The sequence below is a fragment of the Deinococcus fonticola genome, from assembly GCF_004634215.1.
GTDB classification, from domain to species: Bacteria; Deinococcota; Deinococci; order Deinococcales; family Deinococcaceae; genus Deinococcus; species Deinococcus fonticola.
In genome coordinates, this window is the sequence record NZ_SMMH01000029.1 from 17,225 (window position 1) to 42,620 (window position 25,396).

At 66.5% G+C, this 25,396-nt stretch carries 24 protein-coding genes; 6 read left to right on the forward strand and 18 right to left on the reverse strand.

Features of this window, described 5'->3' with window-relative positions:
- Positions 1–549: a ribosome maturation factor RimM gene (gene rimM, locus E5Z01_RS14820; protein WP_135230074.1), complete on the reverse strand. Its 549-nt coding sequence runs from the start codon at positions 547–549 to the stop codon at positions 1–3.
- Positions 546–785, reverse strand: a complete 240-nt coding sequence (locus E5Z01_RS14825; RefSeq protein ID WP_167757954.1) for a KH domain-containing protein — start codon at positions 783–785, stop codon at positions 546–548. Before E5Z01_RS14825 ends, rimM begins: the two co-directional genes overlap by 4 nt.
- A 499-nt stretch (positions 786–1,284) precedes the next feature.
- Between E5Z01_RS14825 and metG the strand changes: the two genes are divergently transcribed.
- From metG to E5Z01_RS14840, 3 genes are all read left to right on the forward strand, one after another.
- The gene (metG, locus tag E5Z01_RS14830) at positions 1,285–3,294 is read left to right on the forward strand and encodes a methionine--tRNA ligase (RefSeq protein ID WP_135230075.1); all 2,010 of its coding nucleotides are present in this window, start codon (positions 1,285–1,287) and stop codon (positions 3,292–3,294) included.
- 286 nt (positions 3,295–3,580) lie between these two features.
- A complete protein-coding gene (gene rapZ, locus E5Z01_RS14835; RefSeq protein ID WP_119766182.1) occupies positions 3,581–4,423 on the forward strand; it encodes an RNase adapter RapZ in 843 nt (280 codons plus the stop codon).
- Positions 4,420–5,784: a gluconeogenesis factor YvcK family protein gene (locus E5Z01_RS14840; RefSeq protein WP_338069159.1), complete on the forward strand. Its 1,365-nt coding sequence runs from the start codon at positions 4,420–4,422 to the stop codon at positions 5,782–5,784. The genes rapZ and E5Z01_RS14840 overlap by 4 nt, the downstream gene beginning before the upstream one ends.
- Positions 5,785–5,941: 157 nt before the next feature.
- On the opposite strand, the gene E5Z01_RS14845 is transcribed toward E5Z01_RS14840, so the two are convergent.
- The 3 genes from E5Z01_RS14845 to argJ form a co-directional block, all read right to left on the reverse strand.
- Positions 5,942–6,274 (reverse strand): cyclic-di-AMP receptor, encoded by a 333-nt coding sequence (locus E5Z01_RS14845; RefSeq protein WP_119766665.1) that lies wholly within the window; start codon positions 6,272–6,274, stop codon positions 5,942–5,944.
- A 162-nt stretch (positions 6,275–6,436) separates the two neighbouring features.
- A complete protein-coding gene (locus E5Z01_RS14850) occupies positions 6,437–6,955 on the reverse strand; it encodes a transcription initiation factor IIE subunit alpha family protein (protein ID WP_119766181.1) in 519 nt (172 codons plus the stop codon).
- Between the two features lie 284 nt (positions 6,956–7,239).
- Positions 7,240–8,391: a bifunctional glutamate N-acetyltransferase/amino-acid acetyltransferase ArgJ gene (argJ, locus tag E5Z01_RS14855; RefSeq protein ID WP_167757956.1), complete on the reverse strand. Its 1,152-nt coding sequence runs from the start codon at positions 8,389–8,391 to the stop codon at positions 7,240–7,242.
- A 168-nt stretch (positions 8,392–8,559) separates the two neighbouring features.
- On the opposite strand from argJ, the gene E5Z01_RS14860 reads away from it, so the two are divergent.
- Positions 8,560–9,084, forward strand: a complete 525-nt coding sequence (locus E5Z01_RS14860; RefSeq protein WP_119766179.1) for a hypothetical protein — start codon at positions 8,560–8,562, stop codon at positions 9,082–9,084.
- Between the two features lie 119 nt (positions 9,085–9,203).
- On the opposite strand, the gene E5Z01_RS14865 is transcribed toward E5Z01_RS14860, so the two are convergent.
- The 3 genes from E5Z01_RS14865 to E5Z01_RS14875 form a co-directional block, all read right to left on the reverse strand.
- Positions 9,204–10,151: an aldo/keto reductase family protein gene (locus tag E5Z01_RS14865; RefSeq protein ID WP_135230077.1), complete on the reverse strand. Its 948-nt coding sequence runs from the start codon at positions 10,149–10,151 to the stop codon at positions 9,204–9,206.
- 83 nt (positions 10,152–10,234) lie between these two features.
- Positions 10,235–10,870 carry a futalosine hydrolase gene (gene mqnB, locus E5Z01_RS14870; RefSeq protein WP_135230078.1) on the reverse strand — a complete coding sequence of 212 codons (636 nt, stop codon included), beginning with the start codon at positions 10,868–10,870 and terminating at the stop codon, positions 10,235–10,237.
- Between the two features lie 24 nt (positions 10,871–10,894).
- Positions 10,895–13,789 (reverse strand): hypothetical protein, encoded by a 2,895-nt coding sequence (locus E5Z01_RS14875; RefSeq protein ID WP_135230079.1) that lies wholly within the window; start codon positions 13,787–13,789, stop codon positions 10,895–10,897.
- Between the two features lie 163 nt (positions 13,790–13,952).
- Between E5Z01_RS14875 and E5Z01_RS14880 the strand changes: the two genes are divergently transcribed.
- On the forward strand, positions 13,953–14,657 hold the full coding sequence (locus E5Z01_RS14880) for a tetratricopeptide repeat protein (RefSeq protein WP_135230080.1): 705 nt from the start codon (positions 13,953–13,955) through the stop codon (positions 14,655–14,657).
- 28 nt (positions 14,658–14,685) lie between these two features.
- On the opposite strand, the gene E5Z01_RS14885 is transcribed toward E5Z01_RS14880, so the two are convergent.
- The 10 genes from E5Z01_RS14885 to E5Z01_RS14930 all read right to left on the reverse strand — a co-directional run bounded on the left by E5Z01_RS14885 (position 14,686) and on the right by E5Z01_RS14930 (position 24,489).
- The gene (locus E5Z01_RS14885; protein ID WP_135230081.1) at positions 14,686–15,807 is read right to left on the reverse strand and encodes an RNA-guided endonuclease InsQ/TnpB family protein; all 1,122 of its coding nucleotides are present in this window, start codon (positions 15,805–15,807) and stop codon (positions 14,686–14,688) included.
- Entirely contained in the window at positions 15,808–16,206 is a 399-nt protein-coding gene (gene tnpA / locus E5Z01_RS14890) for an IS200/IS605 family transposase (RefSeq protein WP_135230082.1), read from the reverse strand. It lies immediately after the preceding gene.
- A 188-nt stretch (positions 16,207–16,394) separates the two neighbouring features.
- Positions 16,395–17,714, reverse strand: a complete 1,320-nt coding sequence (gene mnmE / locus E5Z01_RS14895) for a tRNA uridine-5-carboxymethylaminomethyl(34) synthesis GTPase MnmE (protein WP_135230083.1) — start codon at positions 17,712–17,714, stop codon at positions 16,395–16,397.
- Between the two features lie 128 nt (positions 17,715–17,842).
- Positions 17,843–18,619 (reverse strand): ABC transporter permease, encoded by a 777-nt coding sequence (locus E5Z01_RS14900; protein ID WP_135230084.1) that lies wholly within the window; start codon positions 18,617–18,619, stop codon positions 17,843–17,845.
- Between the two features lie 48 nt (positions 18,620–18,667).
- Positions 18,668–19,606 (reverse strand): ABC transporter ATP-binding protein, encoded by a 939-nt coding sequence (locus tag E5Z01_RS14905; RefSeq protein ID WP_119766173.1) that lies wholly within the window; start codon positions 19,604–19,606, stop codon positions 18,668–18,670.
- 100 nt (positions 19,607–19,706) lie between these two features.
- A complete protein-coding gene (locus E5Z01_RS14910; RefSeq protein ID WP_135230085.1) occupies positions 19,707–20,570 on the reverse strand; it encodes a 1,4-dihydroxy-6-naphtoate synthase in 864 nt (287 codons plus the stop codon).
- Positions 20,571–20,659: 89 nt separating this feature from the next.
- On the reverse strand, positions 20,660–21,571 hold the full coding sequence (gene ribF, locus E5Z01_RS14915) for a riboflavin biosynthesis protein RibF (RefSeq protein ID WP_135230086.1): 912 nt from the start codon (positions 21,569–21,571) through the stop codon (positions 20,660–20,662).
- The gene (locus tag E5Z01_RS14920; RefSeq protein ID WP_135230087.1) at positions 21,568–22,059 is read right to left on the reverse strand and encodes an NUDIX domain-containing protein; all 492 of its coding nucleotides are present in this window, start codon (positions 22,057–22,059) and stop codon (positions 21,568–21,570) included. The genes ribF and E5Z01_RS14920 overlap by 4 nt, the downstream gene beginning before the upstream one ends.
- A gap of 77 nt (positions 22,060–22,136) precedes the next feature.
- Positions 22,137–23,216, reverse strand: coding sequence for a [LysW]-lysine hydrolase (locus tag E5Z01_RS14925; RefSeq protein ID WP_135230088.1), 1,080 nt, complete (start codon positions 23,214–23,216; stop codon positions 22,137–22,139).
- A complete protein-coding gene (locus tag E5Z01_RS14930; protein WP_135230089.1) occupies positions 23,206–24,489 on the reverse strand; it encodes a hypothetical protein in 1,284 nt (427 codons plus the stop codon). Before E5Z01_RS14930 ends, E5Z01_RS14925 begins: the two co-directional genes overlap by 11 nt.
- 233 nt (positions 24,490–24,722) lie before the next feature.
- Here E5Z01_RS14930 and E5Z01_RS14935 point away from each other — a divergent pair, with 233 nt between their 5' ends.
- Positions 24,723–24,980: a hypothetical protein gene (locus E5Z01_RS14935; protein WP_135230090.1), complete on the forward strand. Its 258-nt coding sequence runs from the start codon at positions 24,723–24,725 to the stop codon at positions 24,978–24,980.
- The last annotated feature ends 416 nt before the right edge of the window (positions 24,981–25,396 follow it).

Genomic DNA, 25,396 nt, shown 5'->3' on the forward strand with positions numbered 1-25,396 from the left:
TCAGCGGTCACTCTCACCGTCGTCCTCGCCTAGCAGGCCTTCCGGGGCGTCATCGGTCAGGCGCACCAGGGTGGGTTTTCCACCCGCTTGTTCAATGACCACGTAAGGCGCTTGCAACGGCACGAAGGACTGCCTGGCCGCGTCCCGCACGACCAGCAGATCCTGATATCCGGCGTCCTCCACTTCCTCTACTGTGCCAAGCGTGCGGCCCGTACTGTCCAGCACCGGCAGGCCACGCAGCTCATGGTAGTAGTAATGGCCTTCCTCCAGCGGCGGCAATTCGCTGTCGGCCGCGTACACCTTCAGGCCCCGCAGTTCCTGGGCAGCCTCGCGGGTGGAGACGCCGATCAGGTGCAGCACCAGGCCGGGCGCGAGTGGCTCGGTCTTGCGCAGCCGCAACCAGCCTTTGCCCTCCACGAACACGCGCCTGAGGGCCGTGACCTGTGCCGGATCGCCCAGCAGGTACAGTTTGACGCCGCCCTGCACGCCGTGCGGGCCGAGCAGGTGGCCCAGGCGCGTGGTGTCGGCGGGCTGGCCCTCCCCCGTCATGCCTTACGCGGGGCGTCCAGATCGACGTTCATGCGCTCGCGCGGATCGGTGGCGCTGCGCACGAGCGTGCGAATGGCCTGGATGACGCGGCCTTGCCGTCCGATCAGGCGACCTTCCTCGCCCGGCCCGACGCGCACCACCACGACGTTGCCGCGCTTGCTGGCACGCACCAGGGACGGCTGATCGACGACGCACTGCGCCAGAAACAGGGTGAGGTCAACGGGATCGTTTTTCATGCCGGGCAGTCTAGGGCATTGGACAAAAGAACGAAGTGCTTTCTGGTTGAGTGGACTGGCATAGCTTCAGAGAGCAAGTGAATTGAGATGAACACGACACAGAATGGAGCCATGTAGGGCACCCTTCCACACCTGACAGAATTCGGAGAATGGCGCCAATTGCAACCCCACCGGGTGCGCCGCCTTTGCCACTGGGCCGCGGCGCCCTGGGCGGGCACAGACGGCCTCGACCATCTGGCGTATCGTTTTTGACCGCCCGGCCCCCTACACTGCTGGGATGAAACTCGTGCAGATCAGCGTAATGCGTAGGCCCCGGCGACCCTGAACCGACTGGGCGGGGCCGCGCGGGGCGTACCTGAAGGGGTGCGCCCCCGCTGCTTTGTCCCAGGATTTTGCTCCAGGGGTTGGCTCGGGGCTTTCGGGGAAGGCTTTTTCCTTTATTCTGGGGAGGTTGTCCGGCGGGCCTCCCATCAGGGCCAGCGGCCGGAAGGGAGCAGACATGGCACAGCAGAACGATTTTTTCATCACGACCGCGATCGATTACCTGACCGGCCCGCCACACGTGGGGCACGTCTACGAAAAGATCCTGACCGACGCTATTGCGCGCTATATGCGCCTGGCGGGCAGGAACGTGCATTTTCTGACCGGCACTGACGAACACGGCGAGCGCATCGTGAAACTCGCGGCGCAGGCGGGCGTGACTCCGCAGGCCTTCGCGGACAACCTCAGCAACAACGCCTTCCGGGGCCTGTGGGACCGGCTGGGCCTGAGTTATGACGATTTCATCCGCACCACCGAGGGGCGGCACAAGCGCTACGTGCAGGAGGTGCTCCAGCGGGTGTACGACGCGGGCGACATCTACTTCGCGGAGTACGAGGGCCTCTACTCGCTGGGCGCCGAACGCTACGTGACCGAGAAAGAGCTGGTGGAAGGGCCGGACGGCGTGCGGCGTTACCCCGGCGACAAGGATCCGCCGGAAATGCGGCGTGAAGCGAACTACTTCTTCCGGATGGAGAAGTACCAGGCGTGGCTGCTGGAGTACCTGCAACAGAACCCGGGCCTGATCCAGCCCGCCGGCTACCGCAACGAGGTGCTGGAGATGCTGAAGGAACCCATCGGTGACCTCAGCATCAGCCGCCCGAAAAGCCGCGTGCCCTGGGGCATCGAGTTGCCGTGGGACGCCGATCACGTCACCTACGTGTGGTTCGATGCGCTGCTGAATTACGTCTCCGCGCCGGTCAGCCACGGGCAGCCGGAAAGTGTGATCGGTGAGACCTGGCACGTGATCGGCAAGGACATCCTCAAGCCGCACGCGGTGTTCTGGCCGACCATGCTGAAAGCGGCGGGGCTGCCCATCTACCGGCGCCTGGTGGTGCACAGCCACATCCTGGCGGAAGATGGGCGCAAGATGGGCAAGTCGCTGGGGAACGCCATCGACCCGGAGAAACTGGTGGCGGAGCACGCGGTGGACGCCATCCGGTACGCGCTGCTGCGCGAGGCGACCCTCAGCGCCGACAGCCCCTTCGGCGAGGGCATCCTGACCGCCCGCCTGAATAGCGACCTGGCGAACGACCTGGGCAACCTGCTGTCGCGCACGGTCAGCATGATTCAGAAGTACAGAGGCGGCGCCCTGCCGGCGGCGTCCGAGATCACCGGGCGTGAGCAGCAGATCGAGGCGGCGGCCCGCGCCTTGCCCGGCGAAGTCCTGAAGCTGGTGGACGAACTGAAGATCAACATGGCGATCGACGCGGCCATGAATTTCGTGCGTGACCTGAACCGCTACATCGCGGAGAGTGCGCCGTGGAACCTGGCCAAGTCGGAGGACACCCAGAAGCGCCTGGACACCGTGCTGTACACCGCCGCCGAGGGCCTGCGTGTGGCCAGCGTGGCCCTGGAAGCGGTGATTCCCTCGAAAGCCCGGGAGTTGCGGGCACAGCTGGGTCTGGGGCAGCAGCCCTACCTGCTGGAGCCCGCCTGGGGCCTGACGCCCGCGGGCACCCGGGTCGTGGGCGGCCCGATTCTCTTCCCGAAACCCGAACCGAAGGAGGAGCCCCCGAAAACCACCGAGAAACCCACGGTTCCGGCCCCTCAGAAAAAGGAACAGAGAAAGGAGAAACGCCCCGTCATGGAAAAAGCGGCTGCACCCGTCACTCCCTCCCCATCCCCCATCCCGGCCGACGATGGCCTGATCAGCATCGAGGATTTCGCCAGAGTCGACCTGCGCATCGCCGAAGTGATCGCCTGCGAGGCCGTGGAGAAAGCCGACAAGCTGCTGAAACTGACCCTGAAGATGGGCGATGAAACGCGCACAGTGGTCAGCGGCATCCGCCGGTGGTTCGAACCGGACGCGCTGGTGGGGCGCCGGGTCGTGTTGGTGGCCAACCTGAAACCCGCCAAACTGCGCGGCATCGAATCGCAGGGCATGATCCTGGCCGCCGAGGACGATCAGGGCAACCTCGACCTGGTGGGCACGCGGCTGGACTTGCCTACGGGTACGAAAGTCCGCTAATAAGGAAAAATCTGGCTATTACTTGCATCTCCGATAGCCTGGATTCCATTTCAACTCTCCTAGAGCAGTTCTCCAAATTATGCGCTCTGTGGAACTTCATCCCAGAGCGCTCCATTCTCTGCTTCGCAGCTTTATAAGTCCGTCCTGCTCGTTTAAATTCACTCGCGCTGCTCGGCCAAAAGCACTGCGCTCTTTTGTCAAATGCTTTAAAGTAGGCGCGCCGCGGAGGGCGGATCGCAACGGATAAGAAAGCCGTGCGCGATCCGCCCTCCGCTACACTGCGCGTATGCCTTTCATCATCGTCTCGGGTCTGTCCGGCAGCGGCAAGAGCACGGTGCTGCGAACGCTGGAGGACACGGGGTTTTTCATTACCGATAACCTGCCGCCCGAGTTGTGGGGGGCCATGAACGACCTGGTGGAAGCGCGGGGCCTGACACGTGTGGCCGTCAGCACCGATGCACGCACGCGGGATTTCCTGGCTTCGCTGGAGTCCAGCCACGCGCGGCTGGCGCGGCGGCAACAGGACTTGCGCATCCTGTTTCTGGAAGCCAACGCCGAGGTGCTGCTCAAGCGGTACAACCTGTCGCGCCGCGAGCACCCGCTGGGCAACAACCTGATGCTGGATTTCGTGCGCGAACGCGAACTGCTGGCCCCGCTGCGGGCCATCGCCGACACGGTGATCGACACCACCGATCTGAGCGCCAAGGAACTTTCCGAACGGGTCATGAAGATGTTCCGGCTGGAACACGAGTTCACCCTGCGCATCCTGAGTTTCGGGTTCAAGCACTCGCCGCCGCGTGACGCCGACCTGGTCATCGATGTGCGCTCGCTGCCCAACCCCTACTACGATCCGGAGCTGAAGGCCCGCACGGGCCTGGAGCCGCAGGTGCAGCAGTATATTTTCCGTGACGACGACAGCGTCAAATTTTACGAGGAGATCCGCGACTTCGTGCGCAACTCGGCCCAGCGGACGCGGGCAGCCGGGCGGCACGGGTACACCGTGGCGATAGGCTGCACCGGCGGGCAGCACCGCAGTGTGGCGGTGGCCGACCGCCTGGCGCAGGATCTGCGCGACCTGAACGTGGACGTGATGGAGCACCGCGACATGAAGCGGGTGAACGACACGTGAGCGACCCGCCGCTGCGTCGGGACGGGCCGGCCTGGCGCCCTGAGCGTCCCGACGTGCGGGCGCGCGAGCGCCGGCCTCAGCGTCAGGGCCGCGCGGTGCGCTGGCTGGCCCCCGGCATCGGGGTCAAGCGCTGGCTGAGTCTGTTCGTGCTGTGCACGCTGGTGGGCGCCGTGGGCTTCCTGCACTTCACCTGGACCGGCCCGTGGCATTTCACCGCCACCCGCTGGATTCTGTGGGTCAACCACCTGGCGAACCCCGACCGGTTTCCGCTGCACCTGGCCGGCCTGACGCTGGCGGGGCTGTCCCTGCTGGGGGCGCTGTACTCGATCGCCATGCTGAACCGCTCGCTGCTGCGCGGCACCGGCAGCACACCGGCCAGCGCCGTGGACGTCATCTACGAGAAGCGTACCCTGGCACGCGGCGTGAAGGTCGTGGCGGTGGGGGGCGGGACGGGCCTGTCGAACCTGCTGAGCGGCCTGAAGAAACAGACCGGCAACATCACGGCGGTGGTCACGGTGGCCGACGACGGCGGCAGCAGCGGACGGCTGCGCGAGGCGCTGGACATGGTGGCTCCCGGCGACCTGACCGACTGTTACGCCGCTCTGTCCGACAGCCCGGTGCTGGCCCGCCTGCTGCTGCACCGCTTCGAGCGCGGCGAGGGCATCGAGGGCCACACCTTCGGCAACCTGATGCTGGCCACCCTCAGCGAGGAGCAGGGCGGCCTGGAAACGGCCATGCAGGACATTCACGAGGTGCTGCGCGTGCAGGGCGCGGTGTTCCCGGCCACCACCCACCCACCCACGCTGGTGGCCCACCTGACCGACGGCCGCACGGTGCGCGGCGAAAGCCAGTTCGTGAGCCAGGTGGGGGACGCCCGCATCGAGCGCGTGAGCCTCGACCCGCCCGACCTGCCCGCCCTGCCGCAGGTGCTGACGGCCATCGCCGAGGCCGAGGTGCTGGTGCTGGGGCCGGGCAGCCTGTACACCAGCATCATTCCAGCGCTGCTGGTGCCAGATATTGCCCATGCCGTGCGCAACAGTGCCGCACCCCTGATCTATGTGGCGTCCATCATGACCGAGCCGGGCGAAACCACCGGCTTTACTTTGCAGGATCACGTCAGTGCCATCGCGCAGCACCTGGGCCGCCTGCCCGACTGCGTCCTGATGAATGACATGCCCGTTTCGGCCCAGGTGCTGCGGCGCTATCACGACGACGGCGCCGAACTGGTGAACCTGCGCGGCGCAGACCGCGACCTGCGGAGCCGCGTCCTGTTCGCGCCGCTGCTACAGCCCGAGACCGCCTGGCACAACCCCGATGCACTGGCCAACGCCATCGTGGAACTTACCAGTAAACAACGCTAGCGGATAAGCACGGAGCCTGCTGGTCTACCGAACGGAGCAGACCGACACAGGCTGCAGAGCAAGCGAATGGAGCCGAGAGAGGCGGAGGGGCAAGGCAGCCAAACAGGGGATATCTAGTTCCGCAGCAGAGAATGATGCTGTTCGTGGGAAAACCACTCTAGACTTTCAGGAATTCCTGCACGCCCAGCACGAACATCACTGCGCCGCCCACAGGGACTTCCACAGGGTCTTGCGGCACGCCGCCCTCGTTGGGTTCGCCGACCGGGACGGACTGCGCCACCAGCCGGGTGCGGGCGCGGCACTTGTGCCCGATGATGGTCTTCAGTTGCTCCAGCCGCTGATCCTCGACGCCGATCATCAGGGTGGTGTTGCCTTCACGCAGAAACCCGCCGGTGCTGGCCAGTTTGGTGACGTCAAAAGAATTCTCGGACAGGTACCGGATCAGCCCTGGGGCGTCTGCGTCCTGAATGACGGCCAGAACAAGTTTCATGACCGTCAGCATAGCAGGGGCTGGTGAGGGCACCATCAGGGGCGCAGCCGTTAAGGGCAAGAAAGGAACCAGCCAGCCTGGGTGAATTTCGTTCCCGCTTCTCGCAACCGGCAAAAGAAAAACTGCTGCCCAGGCAGGCAGCAGCGGTGGGGTGCAATCGGATCAGGCCAGGGCCACCTGTTTCTTGCGGCCGGCTTTTTCCTTTTCGGGCGCGGTCTGCTCCTGGCCGAGCGCCTGGGTTTCTTTCAGGCGGAAGATCACCAGGCTGCCCACGAAGGTGCAGGTGATCTGTCCGTGCGCGTTCAGCAGGCTCAGGGCGGCCATGACGTCTTCACGGGTCATGCGCAGTTGCTCACTCATGTACAGGGCGCTGTCGGCGCGGCCTTCCAGATAATCGCGGACTTTCAGCGCGTCGGCGGTCAGGGGCGTGGCGGGCACGTCGGCCAGGCCAGGGTCGGCCAGGCCATACACGGCGCGGGTACCGGTGCCGGGCAGGCGGCGCACGCGGCCCTGGTCGAGCAGGCTGGCCAGCGCGGCCCGCAGGTGCGAGAGGGCCAGGCCGGTGGTCTTGGCGAGTTCGGTTTCCACCCACTCGGGTTTACTTTCCAGCGCCCTTAGCACCAGTTTCTCGTTGGCGCGGCGCGTTTCCTGGAGGTCTTCAAGGGTTGGGGGGTTGAACATGTGGTGTCCTCCGGTTGAACTGCGGCGAGGCGGCGGCGGTCAGCCCGCGCCCCGGGCAGATGACTCAGGTTTTAACTGGATGCGCCTGGTGCGCAACTTTCCTATTGTTACAGGTTTTCTCTCATCTTGCATGAGGAAACGGTCAGGATCAGCCGGGATGAACAGCGGCACAGCCTCAGAAAACCGTGTTTTGAATACAGGTGAAGCCGGAGCGGCGTGAGCGCCTGACGGGCAAAATTGGTCAGCTATTCTGGACACTGCGCCTCGTGTTTTGCGTCGTGTCTTCAGGTGGTGTAGTCGGCGTTGATACTGACGTACTCGGCGCTGAGGTCACAGCCCCAGGCTTCGCCCCGCGCCTGCCCCACTCCCAGGTTGATGTCAAACACCACTTCGCTGGCGGCCTTCATTTCGGCACTGGTGTTCGCCGCGTCATAGGCGAGTGGTTTGCCGGCAAAAACCGGAATACCCTGCACACTGACCTGCATTTTTTCGATGTCCACCTTTGCGCCGCTGCGGCCCACCGCCATGATCACGCGGCCCCAGTTCGGGTCGCTGCCGTGAACGGCACTTTTCAACAGCGGGCTGACGCAGCAGGTGCGGGCGGCGGTCAGGGCTTCGGCCTCGCTGGCGGCCCCGCCCACGCGCACTGTCAGGAGTTTCGAGGCTCCCTCGCCATCGGCCGCGATCTGGCGGGCCAGGTCACGCATGACGCCCTCCAGCGCCGTCAGGAAAGCCGGCAACTCGACCGGCCCCGCCTGGCCGTTCGCCAGCACTGCCGTCAGGTCACTGGTGCTGGTGTCGCCGTCCACCGTCACGGCGTTGAAGGTGCGGGCCACGATGCCGGGAAAAGCGGCCCGCAAGGCGTCCTGCGGCACCTGGGCGTCGCTGAACGCGAAGGCGAACATGGTCGCCATATCCGGATGAATCATGCCGCTGCCCTTCGCCATGCCGACGATGCGGGCCCCACCGGGCAGCGTCACGCTGGCGGTCTTGGGTTTCGTGTCGGTGGTCATGATCGCCGTGGCAAACGGCAGGGCCGCGTCCGACAGTTCCTCCGGCAGATGCTCGATGCCGCTCAGCACCTTGTCCATGGGCAGCAGGTGCCCGATGATGCCGGTGCTGGCGGTCAGGACGGCGTCCTCGGGGATGTTCAGGACACTGCCCAGCGCGTCGGCCATGGCGGCGTTGTCCTGTGCGCCCTGGCGGCCGGTGGCGGCGTTCGCCACGCCGGCATTCACGACCAGCGCCCGCACTGACTGCCCCGAGGCGTACAGTTCACGGTTACGCAACACACTGGCAGCGGCGGTGGTGCTGCGCGTGCCAGCAAAAGCCCAGGCACAGTCGGCGCTGCTGACCACGCAACTCAGGTCGGTTTTGCCACTGGGCTTCAGGCCCGCCGCCAGCGCCGCCGCCCGGAACCCGCGTGGAAAAGTCAGGGAGAAGTCACTCACCCGCTCAGTTTAGCGGGCGCAGGTGCGGCAGCGGCCGGTGGCCTTTCTCTGGAAAGATCAAGATGAGCCAGGCTGACGGCGGCATGACCGGCACTGCACATTCCTCATGGAAACTTCATAAGCGGGCCGCGCCGTGCCGCTAAGTTGTCTGGAATGAAGCGAGTCCTTTCCCTGGTGGCCCTGAGCCTCAGCACCGCCGTCCTGGCCCAGACCACCACCGGCAAGGTCGGCGACCTGCCGCTGGCCGTCGATCTCGGCCCGAAAGTCTCCATGCTGAACGACGCCTGGATTCGCAAAGCTTACCCACGCTTCGACGGTCGGCCCGACGCTGTTTTCCGCACCGAGGACGGCCGCGTGACCATGACCTTTCAGTGGCGTGAGGCCAAACTGGCCCCCAGCGAGGTCGAACGCCTCGCCACCGAGTACCCCGCCGTTCTGAAATCGCAGGTGCCCGGCCTGAAAACCCTGAAAGCCAACGTGATGCAGCTGAACGGCAAGAACTGGGCGCAGATCATCCTGACGGCCCCCGGTCAGAGTGACGATCTGCGCCGTGAACTGCTGATGACCAGCCTGAAAGGCCGCATGCTGGTGGTGACCATTCAGTCGAACGTGAAGGACTTTGCCCGCAACGAAGCGCAGGTGCGCGCGTTTACGTCCAGCCTCAAGTCGCTGGAATAACGGCAGGAAGGATGGTGCGGCCCGGAGATCAACCACCGGGCCGCACCATTTGCTTTGAAATTACAGCCTAGAAAAGGGAGAGGATGATGTTGTCATCTCTTTTCTCCCCTACTCCTCTGTCAAACTGGTTTCAGGATTTCCTCGATGCGGCGCTGCACGTCATCGCTCAGGCGCACGCCGGCGGCCTTAACGGTGTCCTCGATCTGGCTGACCTTGGTCGCGCCGGTGATGACGCTGCTCACGCCCTTCTGCCGCAGCAGCCAGGCCAGCGCCAGCTGGGCGCGGGTAATCCCCAGATCGTCGGCGATGGGTTTCAGGTCGCGGACTTTCTGGATGTTCTCCTCGGTCAGGAAATTGTTGCCCCAGTTTTCCTTCTCGGTCAGGCGCGCACCCTCGGGTTTGCCGTTGTCGTACTTGCCGGTCAGCAGGCCCATGGCCAGCGGGCTCCAGACCACCAGGCCGATGCCCGCGCCCTCGGTGTAGGGCAGGATTTCCTGTTCCACACGGTCGCGGCGGATCATGCTGTACTCGGGCTGCTCGGTCACGGGCGCGTGGAAGCCGTGTGCCCGCGCGAACTCCACCGCCTGGGCGATGCGGGCCGCCGGCCACATGCTGGTGCCCCAGTACAGCGCCTTACCGTCGCGGATGACCTGATCGAAGGCCATCACGATTTCCTCCATGGGCACGTCCGGGTCGTAACGGTGCGCGAAGTAGATGTCCAGGTAGTCGGTGCCCAGGCGCCTGAGACTCCCGTCGATGCTTTCCAGCACGTGCTTGCGCGAGAGGCCCCGGTCGTTGACGTGGTCGCTCATGGGCCAGAACACTTTGCTGGCCAGGACCAGCGTGTGACGCGGGAAGTCCTTGAGGACGCCACCCATCAGTTCCTCGGACTTGCCACGGGCGTACACGTCGGCCTGATCGAAGTAATTGACGCCCAGATCGTAGGCGCGGCGCACGATGTCCTGAATGTGGCGCGACGCGTCGTCGCTGACGCCGTAGGTTTCCCAGCCGCCCAGGGCCACTTCGGAAACTTTCAAGCCACTTTTGCCGAGGTTCCTGAATTCCATGCCGTCACTGTAGAGCATGGGCCGCTGGGAGCGGCTTCTCGTGGCCGGACGATGAACCTGAACTGGAGTCAGTTCAGCAGGGTTCAGTTCAGCAAGACGCTGAGGCCGTGCCGGGCCGCGTCCAGCGCCTCGCGGATGCGCCAGGCGTGGCGGTCGCGTGGGCCGACGGGGTTACTGACACCGCGCAGCTCCAGGGCCGGAACACCCAGCAGCGTGGCGGCGTGGGCGACGCCGGCGCCCTCCATGCCCTCGGTGAGTGCGCCGGGGTACAGGCGCGTGAGTTCCTCGGCCCTGGCGTGCGCACCGGTCACAGTGTTCAGCGTCAGCAGGGGGCCGCAGGCGGCACCCGCGGCGTGGGCGAAGCGCTGCGCCTCCGACCACACCTCAAAATCCGCGCCCTGCGAACGATCCGGAAAAACCGAGAGGTTCAGTTGCGCCAGCGGCAGAAAGTGTGGGCCGTCCTGGGCGCCCAGATCCGCCTGGACGATGCGGCTGGACACTGCCAGGTCGCCCGCTTGCAGCCCGCTGCCCGGATAGGCCCCGGCGATGCCCGCACTGACCACCAGGTCGCACGGCTGCGCGGTCAGGGCCTGCCAGGTCGCCAGGGCCGCCGCAGTGGCTCCCACGCCACTCACCACCACGCGGGCCACAGAGCGGGCGTTAGGAACGTGCAGGGCCTCGGCTTCCGCGGGCGTAGCAACGACAATCAGGACGTTCACGACCCCAGGGTAGCAAGCCTGCGCTTACTCGCCCGGTATCTCCAGCAGCGGCAGGGCGTCGCGAAGGCGCATGGGCAGGGTGGTCAGCGCGGGATGAAGGGCCAGCACGAGCGCCCGGCCTTGCTCGCCCAGGGGTTCGAGGGCGCGGCCTGTTTCGCGCCAGACGCCGGGCCGGAAGGGATGCAGGCCGGGATCGGCCAGGGCGCTGCGCAACCACTGGATGGTGCGCTGGCCCTCATGAATGGTGGCGCGGGCTTCCAGCGCCAGCAGGCCGGCGTGCAGGGCAGGGTCGGCCTCGTTGGTGGCGGCTTCATGATTGCTGGGCAATCCCACCTGCACACGCCGCAGCAGGGCGTGGGCGCGGTTGATTTCGGTCAACGCGGCGTCGGCGTGCCCCTGGCGCAGCAGGGCGTCGGCGCGGATGGCGCGGGCCTGCGCCTCGGCGTAAGGGTGGTCGGTCATGTCCAGGGCGCGGGCCAGGTGTTCCAGGGCCTGCGCGGCGTCCGGTTCAGCCAGAGCGCGGCTGAGGCGCATGTCGAAAGTCAGCACCTGCTCGCGGTCACTGCGGTCGGGCAGGCGGGTCAGCAGGGCGTCCAGCAGCTCTCGCGCCTGCTGCAAGTCCGGGTGGTCGTGTTCCGGGCCGCAGAGGGGTTGCAGGTACGGCACGCCCAGGCCACGGGTCAGGTACGTGAGGGCCACGCGGTAGTGCGTGCGGCGCTGGCGGTACTGTGCTTCAGCCTGCCGGTATGGTGCTTCGGCCTGCCGCGCCTGCGACTGGGCCAGCAGCGCCAGCGCCTGACCGGCCACCTGGAAAGCGGCGCCTGGGCGGCTGAGGGCCAGCAGAATGGGAATCTGTTCGGACAGCAGGCGGGCACGCAGTACCCGGTCATGCTGACGATCAGCAGGGGCCAGCAGTTGCAGACCCTGCCGCGAGCATTCCAGGGCCAGCCCGGGGTGGCCCAGTCGGCGCTGGGCGGTGGCGGTGCGGGCCAGGATGCGGGCCTGTTCTTCCGGCGTTCCGCCCGCCGCCTCCAGGCGCGTGGCGGCGTCCAGCAGGGCCCCGAGGGCCGCCCCGGGCTGGCCCAGCCGCAGGCGCAGGTCGCCTTCCTGGTAGCGGGCGCGGGCGTGCAGCAGCGGGCTGGTATCCGGCACCGCCTGAAGGTTCTGAAGGGCTTCGGGCCAGCGTCCGGCATCCTTGGCGATCAAGCCGCGCCACAGGTGCACCCGGGGGCCAGACGAGGCGGCGCGGCTGTCCTGCACGGCCCGCGTGGCGGCGTCCATGTCGCCCTGCCAGCGCGCCAGGGCCGCCTGCACCAGCAGCGCGTCCGCCTGCGCGGCCAGCAGCCACGGATCTGCCCTGTGATCCAGGGGCAGGTGCAGCGCGGCCTGCACGTCAGGGTGCGCCAGTTGCTCTTCGGAAGCGGTGAAATTCCCGGCGTCCAGGCTACTTTCCGCGAGCTTTACCCTGGCCCAGATGCGCACCGCGCCCACTTCCGATTCCAGCAGGCTCAGCAGCGCGTCACGGGCGCGCGGGGCGCCATACTCGCCGCGCCCGGCATGGTGAGTCACGACGGCCCGCGCCAGCAGTTCGCGCTCGGGTGTGGGCGCGTCACGGCGAATCCGGGGCCACAGCTCGGGCAGAAACCGGGCCGCGTCCGGATGCCGGGTAATGGCCTGTGCCAGTGACGTCCACTCGTGCAGGAAGGCCAGGGCCGCCAGGGCCGCAGCGCTGCTGGCCGGCTGATGCGCGAGTCGCCGGGCCGCCTCCAGGACTTCCGGAGCAGGCACAGCCGGCAGGGCGCGCTGCAGGGTCGGGTTGGGCGACCAGCCGCCGGCGGCGTGCCCGGACAGTTGAGCGCGGGCGTGCAGAGGCAAGGCCGCCACCTCCTGCCCCAGCGCGGCTTGCAGCAGCTGATCCGGGAAGGGCGCAGTGACCTCCAGTTCCTGCAGGGCCTGGAGACTCGCGGCGAGGCGGCGCACGGGCGGGTCGGCCAGCAGCTGCGTGACCGAGCCTCCTGCCCCGGTCAGCAGGGTCAGGTGATCGAGGTTGCGTCCGGTTTCCTTCAGCAGTTCCTGCGCGGCCTGGCGGGTCACGCCCAGTTTCTGAATCAGGTACGTTCGCGCTTCGCTGGGCGTCGGTGGGCGAATCTCGGTGAGGGGCGGGGCGTCGGCCGGCCAGCCTTGCGGGTCTTCCAGCGCCAGCAGCGCCGCCACACCCGCCGGCACGTTGTGCAGGACGTGCGCGGCCCACCCGGCGGACGTGACCGCCTGACCGTCCGGCGCGCGCGGAGGTGAGTCAGCGAACTTCAGGTCAGCCGTCACGCGCAGCAGCACTACGCCGTCGGTGGGCAGCAGCCCGCGGATCCAGACCTGCTGCTGCTCGGCCAGGGCCGCGAAGGAACGCCCGGTCGCCACGGGCGGCACAGTACCAGCCACAGTAACAGCACTGTGAAACACGTCTCCGCTGAGGTTCAGGCGGGTCACGCGCAGGCCCAGCAGTTCGGCGGCCTGCGCCACCTGCCCCAGCAGCACGGTTTTGCCGGAACCGCGTTTCCCGTAAATGGCCAGCCTGGGGGCGCGGCCGGCCGTCAGCCCGGCTACGAACTGCTTGTACAGGCGTTTCTTGGTGCGGCCCAGCAATTCAAGCTCGTCCGGCAGCGCGGCGGGACTGCGCTGGGCCGGCAGGTCGAGGGAACGCCCGGCTTCCCGCGCCAGGTCGGCCAGGATGGCGCTCAGGACGGCCTTGTCGGCCGCCAACCCGGTATCGCGGTAGATGATGTTACGCAGGGCTGCCGGGTTGGCGCCCCGGCGCTGCATCTCGGCTTCCAGCCAGCGCAGGCTGCCGCGCTGCACCCCCCCGCCCGGCCCGGAGGGCGGCAGGTGGGCGCGCAGGTCACGCAGGGCGGCTGGCCAGTCCACGGTCAGGGCAGCGTACCACCCTGGCCTGGCCTTGAACCCGGTTCACAAAACAGTCGTGTAGACGTTCCTGACGGGCATCATCAGATTTCCCGGCGCAGGCTGTGTATACTTCGTTCCACCCAATTGCGTCTCTGCGGCCTGTGGCCGCCCCTGGAGGATTCCTATGAAACGAACCCTGCTTATCCTGACGGCCCTGCTCGGCAGCGCAGCCCTGGCCCAGACCCAGTCCGCCGCCCAGAACCTGTTCGATGACGGCAAGTGGCAGGAAGCCACCGCCGCTGCCCTGGCCATGAACAATGCCACCGGCTACGCGCTGGCCGCCGAGTACACCACCGCCGGAGCCGGCCTGGTCGCCGCCAACCAGAAAAACCCACTTTTCAGCAAGGCGCAGGAATACGCCCGCAAAGCCATTGCCCTCGACCCCAACAACGCCGAGGCGTACTTCGAGCTGGCCCGCGCTCAGGGCCGCCTGGCCCAGACCAAGAACCCGCTGGAGCAACTTGGACTGGCGAAGGAAATGAAAGCCAACCTGGACAAAGCCATCAAGTTGAACCCGAAACTGGCCGGCGCTTACGTGGCCGTGGGACTGTGGAACGCCACGCTGGACGCGGGCGGCCTCAAGGGAGCGATTGCGAAAAGCCAGACGGGCGCGAACCGTTCGCAGGTGGTTCCCAACTTCGAGAAAGCCATTGCGCTGGAACCCGACAACATCACGCACCGCCTGGAGTTTGCCAATGCCTACATGCTGATGGGCAACAAAACCGCTGCCAGAGCCCAGGCCGAAAAAGCCGTGACCATGAAAGCCGACGGGTACTGGGGCAAACTTGACCTGGCTGCCTCACAGGCCCTGCTGGCGAAACTGAAGTGACCTACCAACGGATAAATCCGTTGGCTTCTCAGGCAACGCTTGCGTTCACTACCGCTACGTTGATGCCTGAAGGGGCGGCCCGCCCCAGGATGTTCCGCGCTGCGTTCAGGTCGGCGTTCTCCTGATGCCCGCAGGCGACACATCGAAAGCGCGACTGACTCGCCCGGTTCTCCCGGCAGGTGTGCCCGCAGGCGTTGCACCGCTGAGAGGTGTACCGGGGGTCTACGCGAACAACTTTCCGAGCGGCCCATTCTGCCTTCTGGGAAAGGAGAGAAAAGAATTGACCCCAGCCCACATCGTGAATGCTGCGGGCCAAGCTGCCCCGCCCCATCCCGCCGACGTTGAGGTCTTCGTGAGCTATCAAGTCGTTCTCTCTGACGAGCTTGAGAGCGGTCTTGTGATGGAAGTCCAACCGCTGACGGCTGACCTTGCGGTGCAGCTTGGCAACCCGCTGAACGGCTTTCCGCCTGCGGTTGCTGCGCTTGTTCCGCTTGCGAGACACCGCACGCTGAGCGACCCGGAGCTTCTTCATGGCGGTCTGGAAATGCCGGGGATTCTCCACGAACTCCCCATCGGAGGTGATGCAGAAATAGGTCGTCCCCACGTCCACACCCACCGAGCTTCCCGTTTCGGGAAGCGGCTGGGCTTCCACCTCGCAGACGTAGGACACGTACCACTCGCCGCAATCCCGCGTGATGGTGGCCGTCTTGACCTTGCCTTCCAGCGGGCGGTGCAACCGGATTCGGATGTTGCCGATTTTCGAGAAGTACGCGGTCTTCTCGGAGACACTGAAGCCCGACTGCGGGTAGCAGATTGAATCGTACCTGTCCCGCCCCTGGAAGCGCGGATAGCCGGGGGTTTGCCCCGCCTTCACGCGCCGGAAGAAACCCTGAAACGCCTTGTCCAGCCGCTTGAGAACGTCCTGAAGCACCTGGGAGTAGACCCCCTTGTACTCCGGCAGCGCGGCCTTGATTTCGGTCAGGTGCTTCATCTGGTCGTACCCGGTCACGGTCTTCCCGGCCTTGCGATAGGCGTCCCGGCGCTCCTGAAGGGCGCAGTTGTACAGGTTGCGGCAGAGACGCAACTGTCCTTGCAGCGCGGCTTCCTGGGTCGTCGTGGGGCAAAGACGGTAGCGAAATGCCTTCAGCATTCAGTCCCTCGTCTTCTGTTCCGCGATGTACTTCTCGATGACTTCCGCGCTGACGTTCCCCGCCGTGCTGACCCAGTAGGAGCGCGTCCACAAAGACGGCATGGTTTGCAGCTTCGGGAACTCCTGCCGGAGAATCCGCGACGTGTATCCCTTGAGGGCGTGCATCACCTGAGTAGGCGACACGTCCGGGTCGGTGCCGAGGAACAGGTGAACGTGGTCGGGCATGATTTCCAGCGCGACGATGCTCCACCCCAGTTCGGCGGTCTTCTCTTCCAGCAGTTCCTTGAGCCTCAGCGCCACATTCCCAGTCAGCACCTTCCGACGCCGCTTCGGGCACCACACGAAGTGGTATCGCAGGAGCGACACGGACGTGTTCTTGTGAAGATAGGGCGTCGGCACTTCCACAGTCTACTACGGCGGGGCAGCGTGTCAATAGCGCCTTCGCATCAACACTCAGCATCAGCACCCCGCCCTTCGGGCGGCTGGGCTATCCATCCCACCCTTAAAAGGGTGGGTTTTCCGCCCAGACCCTTTTCTTGTAAACCGCCAGCAGCGCACACCCAGCCTCCCGGCAGGGAGGCTTTTTCTTACTTTCCCACGCAGAAGTTGGCGAACACAGCGTCCACCACGTCCTCCTGCACGTCACGCCCGGTCAATTCGGCCAGGGCGCGCAGGGCTTCTTCCAGCTCGTACCCGGCCAGATCGTCGGGAAGCGCCTGAGCGGCCTGCACGTGCCCCAGGGCGCGGCGGGCAGTGTCGGCCTGGCGCTCGGTGGACAGCCACGCCTCACCCCGCGTGGCGTCGCCCAGCAGGGCCTGCTCGACGGCGGCGCGCAGTTCCGGCAGGCCCGCCCCAGTCACAGCGCTGACCCGCAGGGCCTGTGGGTCGTGCCAGGCCGCCGGCAGGTCGGCTTTCGTCTGCACGGAAATGAGGCTGGCCCCCGCCGGAAGATCGACCGGCAGCGCCTCGCGGGGCGCAGAGCCGTCCTCCAGCACCAGCACCAGATCGGCGTTTCCGGCCAGGTGAAGGGCCTGTTTCACGCCAGCGGCCTCGATGGTGTCGGCGGTTTCGCGGATACCGGCGGTGTCCACCAGCGTCACCGGCACGCCGGCCAGTTCCAGTCCGGCTTCCAGGTAATCGCGGGTGGTGCCGGGCGTGGCGGTCACGATGCTGCGTTCGTAGCCCAGCAGCGCGTTCAGCAGGCTGCTTTTGCCGGCGTTGGGTTTGCCGATAAGGGCCAGTTTCGCGCCGCGCGTGGCGGCCTGCCCGGCGCGGGCGGTGTCCAGCAGGTGCTGCAACTGCGCGGCGGCCTGTGCCAGCGGTTCGCGGCGGTCTTCGTCCGGCACGCCCTCCTCCGGGTAGTCCAGCAGGGCCTGAATGGCCGCCAGGGTGCGCGTGACCAGCCGCCCGATGTCCTGCACCTGCGCCCCCAGCGCCCCGCTGAGGCCCAGCGTGCCCTGCTTGCGGGCGGTTTCGCTGCTGGCGTTCACCAGTTCCAGCACCGCCTCGGCCTGCACCAGATCAAGCCGGCCCGACAGGTAGGCGCGCAGGGTGAATTCGCCGGGGCGGGCGGGCCTGGCCCCCAGTTCCAGGGCGCGGGCCAGCACGCGGCTCAGCACGGCCGGGCTGCCGTGCGTCTGGAACTCGACCACGTCTTCAGCGGTGTAACTGTGTGGCGCGCGGAACACCAGGCACAGGCCCTCGTCGATTGTCTCGTCCTGTGCGCCCATGATCTGCCCGAACAGGAAGCATCCGGGGGCGGTGCGGCTGGGAAGGCGGCGGGCGCGGAACATCCGGTCGGCCACGCTGTGCGCCTCTTCCCCACTGATGCGCACGATGCCCACGCCCGCGCTGCCCGGCGCGGTGGCAATAGCGGCAATGGTGTCGGCAAGGCCCGTGCGAGTCATGCCAGGCAGGCTAGCAGCCACAGCCGCAAAAGAAAAAACCACCAGCAGGGAAACTGGTGGCAAGGGGCTGAGCTTTTCAGTAGGCAGGCGGCCGACCAGTGGAACGGAAACCCGCGCTGGGTAGCGGCCTACACGTCGCGGCGGTCGAAGGCGAAGACGGCCATCAAGCCGAACCCGATGGTGTAGATCAGCAGCAGCAGCATGGAAGGAAGAATGTTGCCCTGCTCGGCGTACAGCGCCAGGTGGCTGGTGAGCAGCACCTGTTGCAGGCCCTCGGGGAACACCACCAGCAGGCGCATGATGTTCAGGGTGGCCAGGGTGGCCAGCGCCGCCGAGGCGGTATTCAGCAGCAAGATGCCGCACAGCAGGGCCAGGGCCGCCACCGGCATCAGCATGAAGGCGGCCAGGAAACTGCCGCGCAGCACTTCCATGAGAGCGCCGACACTCGACAGTGACCCCACGCCCACGAAGAGACCCGGCCCCAGGCCGGTGCCGCCCACGAAACTGCCCAGACCGCGCGGCAGGCCGGCCAGCAGCGAGCCCAGGACAGTCACGCCGATCAGCAGGAAAGGAAAGGCCAGCGCCGTGACCAGTTTGGCGACGATCAGGTTGACGCGGCTGATCGGGCGCAGCAGCAGCGGGGCCAGCGTGCCCTGCGAGACTTCGGTGCCGATCAGCTCGGCGACCACCACTGCGATAAACAGCGGGATCATGAACTGCACGGCCACGCCGATGCTCACGGCGGGCATCTGCCAGCCACTGACCAGCGCCATGTCGCCCAGCAGCATGTTCAGGCGCGGGGCGACGGCCCACAGCAGCGGCAACAGGAAACTGACCAGCAGGGCCAGCTGAACGCTGCGGGACAGCAGCAATTTACGGAATTCCAGGGCAATCAGTGTCAGCACAGCGTTCTCCGGCAGGCAAGCGTCAGAAGGCGGTCGGGAAAGGGCATGTCAGGGGTGCTCCACGCGCTCGCGGTAGTACTCGTACAGGTCGAAGTGATCCGGCGTGGCTTCGTAGACCCGGATGCCCTGGGCCGCCAGGTGCGAGAGCACTTCGGGCACGCCGCCGTCGCGGCCCAGGTTGACGATGGCGTAGGGACTGCGGGTTGTGGCGCGGCGCACGAAGGGCAGGCCTTCCAGGGCCGCGACGGTGCCCACCGGGTCTTCCACCCGGAAGCGGTAGGCGGCGTGCCGCTGGCGCAGGTCGATGGTGTCCACCATGCGCCCCCCGGTCAGGATGCCCACGGTGTGCGCGTAGGTGGCGATTTCACGCAGGTGGTGGGTGCTGAGAATCACCGCGCAGCCGTGACTGGCCAGGCTGGTCACGATGCGGTGAATCAGGCCGATGCCGAGGGGATCGAGGCCGCTGGTGGGTTCGTCCAGAATCAGGACTTTGGGGTCGGCCAGCATGGCGCTCGCCACACCCAGCCGCTGGCGTTGCCCCAGCGAATACTCCGCGACCTTGCGTTCTCCCATGCGCGTCAGTTCCAGCAGGGCCAGCACCTCGCGGATGCGGTCGCGCCCGATGCGCGGGGCGCCAGGGGCCATTGCGGCCAGGTTGGCGTGCAGCAGCAGGTTCTGGGTGCCAGTGAATTGCGGGTAGAACTTGGCGGGGGCTTCCACCACCGCGCCCATCTGCGAGCGGGCCTTGGTGCCCTCCTTGTGGACGTCGACGCCCAGCACGCGCACGCTGCCGCTGCTGGGAAAGGCCAGCCCGGTGATGGTACGGATCAGGGTGGTTTTGCCCGCGCCGTTGGGGCCGGTCAGGGCGTACACCTCGCCGGCGTTCACCTTCAGGTTGACGCCTTCCAGAATGGCGTGCTGGCCGTACTTCTTCGTTAAATCCTGCACTTCGATGGCAGGAAGTGCGAGGCCGGTTACTTTCGTCACGCCACTTACCTTAAGGCAACAATCATCAACGGTCTCTTACATTCCGGACAGGACACCACTGATCGGGGGCAGTGTCCCGGTCGGGGCAAAATAGGTAGGCTCAAGGCAGGTCGACGAACAGCGGCAGGTCAGTGGCTTCCACGGCCCCCACCTCCACCGCCCGGCGGTGTAGTTCGCGCACGGCCCGTTCGCCTTCCTGGCCCACGTCCAGACTGAAAGGGTTGACATACAGGTCGATGTGGGCCTGCATCACCTCATCGGACATTTCCAGGGCGTGCTGGCGAATGTAGCCCCTGGCGGCCTCGGGGTGGGCGTAGGCGTACTCCAGGCTGGAACGCACCGCCGCGTTCAGGGCCACCTTCATGCGCTCCGGCAGGTCGCGTTTGACCAGAATGGCCCCCAGCGGCAGCGGCAGCCCCGTCTCCCCTTCCCACCACGCGCCCAGGTCAAGGTGCTTGAGCAGGCCGTACTGCGGAAAAGTGAAGCGCGACTCGTGAATGATCAGGCCCGCGTGAACCGGCTGGCCCTGCACCTCGCCGCGCTGCACGGCGGGCATCACCTCGTCGTAACGCAGGCGAACCACCTGCACCTGCGGGTACACCAGGCGCAGCAACAGTTCGGCGGTGGTCAGCGCCCCGGGCGACACCACCACTTTGCCGTTCAGGTCGCTCACTTCCTCCCGCGTCACGATCAGCGGCCCCACCCCGCGCCCCAGCGCTCCGCCCGAACGCAGGGCCACATACTCCCGCATGACACTGAAGTAGGCGCGGTAACTGATTTTGGTCATGGGCAGGCGGCCAGAAACTGCCCACTCGTTCAGGGTCTGCACGTCTTCCAGCACTTCCCGAACGGGCAGCGGCGCGGCCACCAGTCCGGCGTGCAGGGCGTGAAAGATGAAAGTGTCGTTCGGGCAAAACGAGTAGCCCAGCGTCAGGACATCGGCCTGCGAAACAGATGAACTCATGGCCCCAGAGTAGCCAGTGCGCAGAGGAAGGTGGTCAGTGGAGGTCGCGGGAACCTTCACTCCGGCGTCCGGTCAAGGGAAATGGAACTTCAGTGACCGGGTTCGGTGGGAAGATCCACCAGCGCGTCGCGGGCGGCCTGGGCATCGCGGGCCAGCTGGGCTTTCAACTCGTCCAGACCACTGAATTTCTGTTCGCCCCGGAGTTTGCGGTGAAAGCGGATCTGGAGTTCCTGGCCGTACAGGTCGCCGCTGAAGTCGAGCAGGTTCACCTCGAAGCGGCGTTCGGTGCCGTTCACGGTCGGCCGGAAACCGACATTCGCCATGCCCGGCCAGAAGCCGTGGTCGCCCTGCACCGTCACCACGAACACGCCCAGCGGCAGCGCCTTGCCCTGCGGCACGCGGATGTTGGCGGTGGGATACCCCAGCTGCCGCCCCAGCTGATCGCCCTGCACCACCACGCCCTGCGCGTTGTAGGCGCGGCCCAGCAGGCGGCGGGTTTCCTCGACGTTGCCGCTGTGTAGCAGGGCGCGGATGCGGGTGCTTTTGATGTCGTCGCCGCCCAGCTGGTGCATGGGCAGGGTCATGACGTCCGGCGTGACCTCGCGGAGGTCGGCGGCCCCTCCGGCGCGGTTTTTACCGAAATGGAAGTCCTCACCGACGACGATGGCGCGCGGGCGCAGGGCCCGCAGGTCGTTCAGGAATTCCTCCTTGGGGCGCGACGCGAACTCGGGCGTGAAGGGCACGGCGATGGTTTCATCCACGCCGTAGCGGGCCAGCAACTCCAGTTTCTCGGGCAACGTCGAGAGGTACTCCACGCCCTGCATCAGCACGCGGGTGGGCGGGTCGAAGGTGTACACCACGCTGGGCACGCGGTGCTGCCGCGCTTCGGCCTTGAGCTGCGCGATCAAGGCCTGGTGGCCCAGGTGAACGCCGTCGAAGCTGCCGATGGCGACCACCGTGTCGGTATCGGGTCGCTGGCTGGTGGACACGAAGGTTTTCACGTCGGCACCCGCGAGGCGAACAGCGCCGCCGACACGGTGGACGCGCTGCCCACGATGCCGCCCTCGCGCAGGCCCGCCAGCACCTGCTCGGGCGACATCCACAGCACCTCGATGTCCTCATCCTCGTCCATCGGCAGGCGCGAGTCGCGCAGATTACGGGCATGAAACACGAAGAGTTCCTCGTCGCAAAAACCCGGGCTGCTGTAAAAGCGCGTCAGCAGGGTCATGTCGGCGTCGAAGCCAGCTTCCTCCTGCAGTTCCCGGCGGGCGGCGGCTTCCGGTGTTTCGCCGTCGTCGATGAGGCCAGCGGGGGCTTCCAGCGTCGCCTGCCCGATGCTGGGCCGCCACTGCCGCACCAGCAGCATCTCGCCCCGCTCATTCAGGGCCAGGATCACCACCGCCGCGGCGTGGCGCACCACTTCCCAGCGGCCATCCAGACGCTCCACGCGGATGATCCGGCCATCGTACAAAACGTCAGTCGAGGACATGCAGGCACTCTACCCCAGCAGATCTGCACCCCAGCCAGTCTGTATCTCAGCAGGTGGCCCGCGCCGCCCGGCAAAAATTAACGGGGGGCGAGCACCAGGCGGGTCAGCGCGGCGGTCAGGATGCCCACCGCCTGGTCGTACTCACGCAGGTCGAGGCGCTCCTCGGGGGTGTGGTCGAGGCTGCTGTCGCCGGGGCCGTAGGCGACCGTGGGCACGGGCCAGTGCCCGGCGACCACGTTCATGTCGCTGGTGCCGGTCTTGACCTTAAAAGTGGGTGTGCCGCCCGCAGCGCGAATGGCGACGCGCAGGGCGCGGGTCAGGGCGTTGTCCTTGGGGTGGCGCACCGCAACCTCATGTCCGGTAAAAGAGGTTTCGACGTTCAGGTCAGCCAGAACCTTTTCGATGGCGGCCTGCGCCTGCTGAGGTGTCAGGGCAGGCGGCAGGCGCAGGCCCACGCTGGCCCAGGCGGTCTGCGTGAGGCCGCCCGCGCTGTCGCCACCCAGATCCTGCAGGGTGGCCTGCACGCGGTCAAACACGCCCATTTCCTCGCCTATCCCGGCCGCCCAGGCGCGCACCCGGAACCACGCTTCGGTCAGGTCGTCGGCGGCGCTGGTGCCCTCGCCCGCCGTATGAAAGTTGTCCTTGTGGACGCGCAGTTTCACCACCAGGCGGCCCTTGTAGCCCAGCGTCAGGCCGAAAACGCCGCTCGGCTCGCCGATCAGGACGAAATCCGGCCCGTAGCGGGTGCGGGCGAAGCGGGCGCCCTTGCTGCTGGGGGCTTCCTCCTCGGTGGCGCCCACCACCACGAAGCGGGCGGCCTCCAGCGCTTCGGTGGGCAATCCGGCCACGGCGGCCATGAAGGTGCATAGGCTGCCCTTGGCGTCCACGCTGCCACGCCCATGCAGCACCTCGCCCTCGTCCACCCGCACCGGAATGTCGCCCGGCACGGTGTCCATATGGCCCAGCAACACCACCGTCAGCGGGCCGTCGCCGCGCTCGCCCACGGCGTTCCCAGCCTCGTCCATATGCGCCCTGAAGCCGTGAGCGTTCATCCACTCCGTCAGGTATGCAGAAACCTCGCCTTCCAGACCGGAAAGCGAGGAAATCTGTACGGCGCGCTGCAGCAGGTCACGGGCGACCTGCGGGTCAATCGACATCCATCACCCCGCCTTCGGCGCTGACCGCCTGCGCCAGCGTCACCAGCAGTTTGACCAGGTCACTCAGCACCCACAGGGCCACCGCGCCCATGCCTCCCGCGATCAGCGACCAGAAGCCATTCAGGCCCTGGCCCTTGTCGTACTGGAAGTAAGCCATGGCGAAGGTGGCCAGAAGCATGATCAGCGACATGGCTTTCAGCGCACCCATCCAGCGGGCGACGCCGCCGGCCACCGCCGCCAGGCTGGCCAGCGTGCTCACCGCGCTGCCGTTGGTTCGGGTGCCGTTCGACCTGGTGGGGAGCGGCGCAGTGTCCATGGCCGGGCTCTCCGCGACTGGGTTATTCGCAACTGGGCCATTCGTCATCGGGCTGGAGGCCAGGCTGCTTTCCTGGCCGGGTTGCGCGCTCAGCGGAGCCGGATCAGCCGACACCCCAGGATCGGTGATGACCGTAGGCGTACGTACAGCCCGCACCGTGGGTTTGGGCGTCGGCTGACTTTCCTGCGGCCTGAACCCAGGCGAGGTCAGGGGCGACGGCTGGGTGCTTGACGGCTGCATGCTTGACGGTTGCATGCTTGACGGTTGGGTGCTCGACAGGCCCAGCCCGCCACCGGCCAGTGGCGCCGTCGCGCCCGCTATCGGGAAGGCGGCACCCGAATCGGCGCGGGCGTCCGGGAAAGTCGGGGTGACCACGGTGCGGGACGAGGGGGGCGGCACCGGCGTGGGCGCCGCCGCTGGGGCCACACCGGGCGCACTCGGCGGAGTGACCGCTTCCTGGCCCGTCCATTTCGCGGCCGTGCCGGCAGGAAAACCACCGCTCGGTGGGGCGGCCGGGCGAGCCTGTGCAGCTGGCGCAGGCGGCATCTGGGCAGGCGCGGCAGAGGCCGGCGTAAGAAATTTCGGGGCAACCGGCTCCGGGTTTGCCGCAGGGATCACTGGGCCAGGCGCCGTGCTGGTGGACGTGTGCGTCTGCTGCTTGGCTCTGGCGGTGGCGTCGCGCACCTGCGCGAAAAAGGACTGCACGCCCGCCGGGTCGAACCCCACCAGGTTGGCCGTCAGGGCCGTGCCGGCGGGCGTTTCGACGCGCAGCAGGCCTTCCTGGTCACTGTGAATGCGTTTCAGGTCGCGCAGGGTCACGCGGCGCGTGCCGCCCACGTCCTGGTACAGCAGGGTCTGATCCGTCAGGACGAACACCGCCTCCCCGCGCTCCAGGGTATTCAGGACGGGTTCCTGCAAGCCGGCAGCCTGCATCAGGGAGTCCACTCGCGTGCTCATCTCGATACCTCTGTGCACATCTGCTGCACCTGACGACTGACCAGCCCGGTCAACCCGGCGGGAATTTCCATGATTGATCTCGACTGTGAAACGATCATTCTGCTGGTCAGCATATAACGGCAACAGAGAGAACGTGACGCTCAGCACATGGCGCACGCGGAAAATCCGGAACGCCTAACGTCGACTGAATACCCGTCTCACGCCGCCGGCCACCCCCTCCGGGACAATGATTCATGACCGACAACCGTTACGGCAACACCCCGCTGGGCAAAAGTGTGGAAGAGGTGCAGGACGAAGCCGGCAACCGCATCAATTCCCCGGTGGAAGGGGAGGCCGTGCGGGCCAACGACGAGAAACTCATTCCGGCGGTGGTCAATTCGAACGCCTCGGGAACGCCGGTCGGCGTGCTTCACCCGGACGCTCTGGTGGAGGCGGGCGGTTCGGGAGACGACGGCAGCGCCCGCACCAACCGCGACAGCAGTCAGGAATAAATTCCCTTCCTGCCCGCGCGTGTTTATTTGCTGAAGGCCCGGCAAACTGCGTGGGGGCGGATTCTGGCTCCCTGCGGCCTCCATGACTCAGAGCAGATGAAGTTTAGATGTCTTTCTGCTCCGCCTCCTCGCGAAGTGGCCCGCCTTGCTTGTTGTGGTGGAACATACAAGTCACCCAAAACGCTTCTTTGGTAGAAAGTGAGCGCAGGGCTGAATCGATTCATTAAGGTGACGGTTTTTCTTAGGCGAGGGTCATCTGACGATGAGACAAACCACGAGCCGGGCTGTATAATACGGGACTAAAGTGATAATCAACTATGCGAGCTGCCCAGTTGACCACACACCGCACGACCGATGAGCTGGAACAGGCGTACCGAGCTGCCACGCGACCCGTCGAACGCTCACGCTGGCAACTT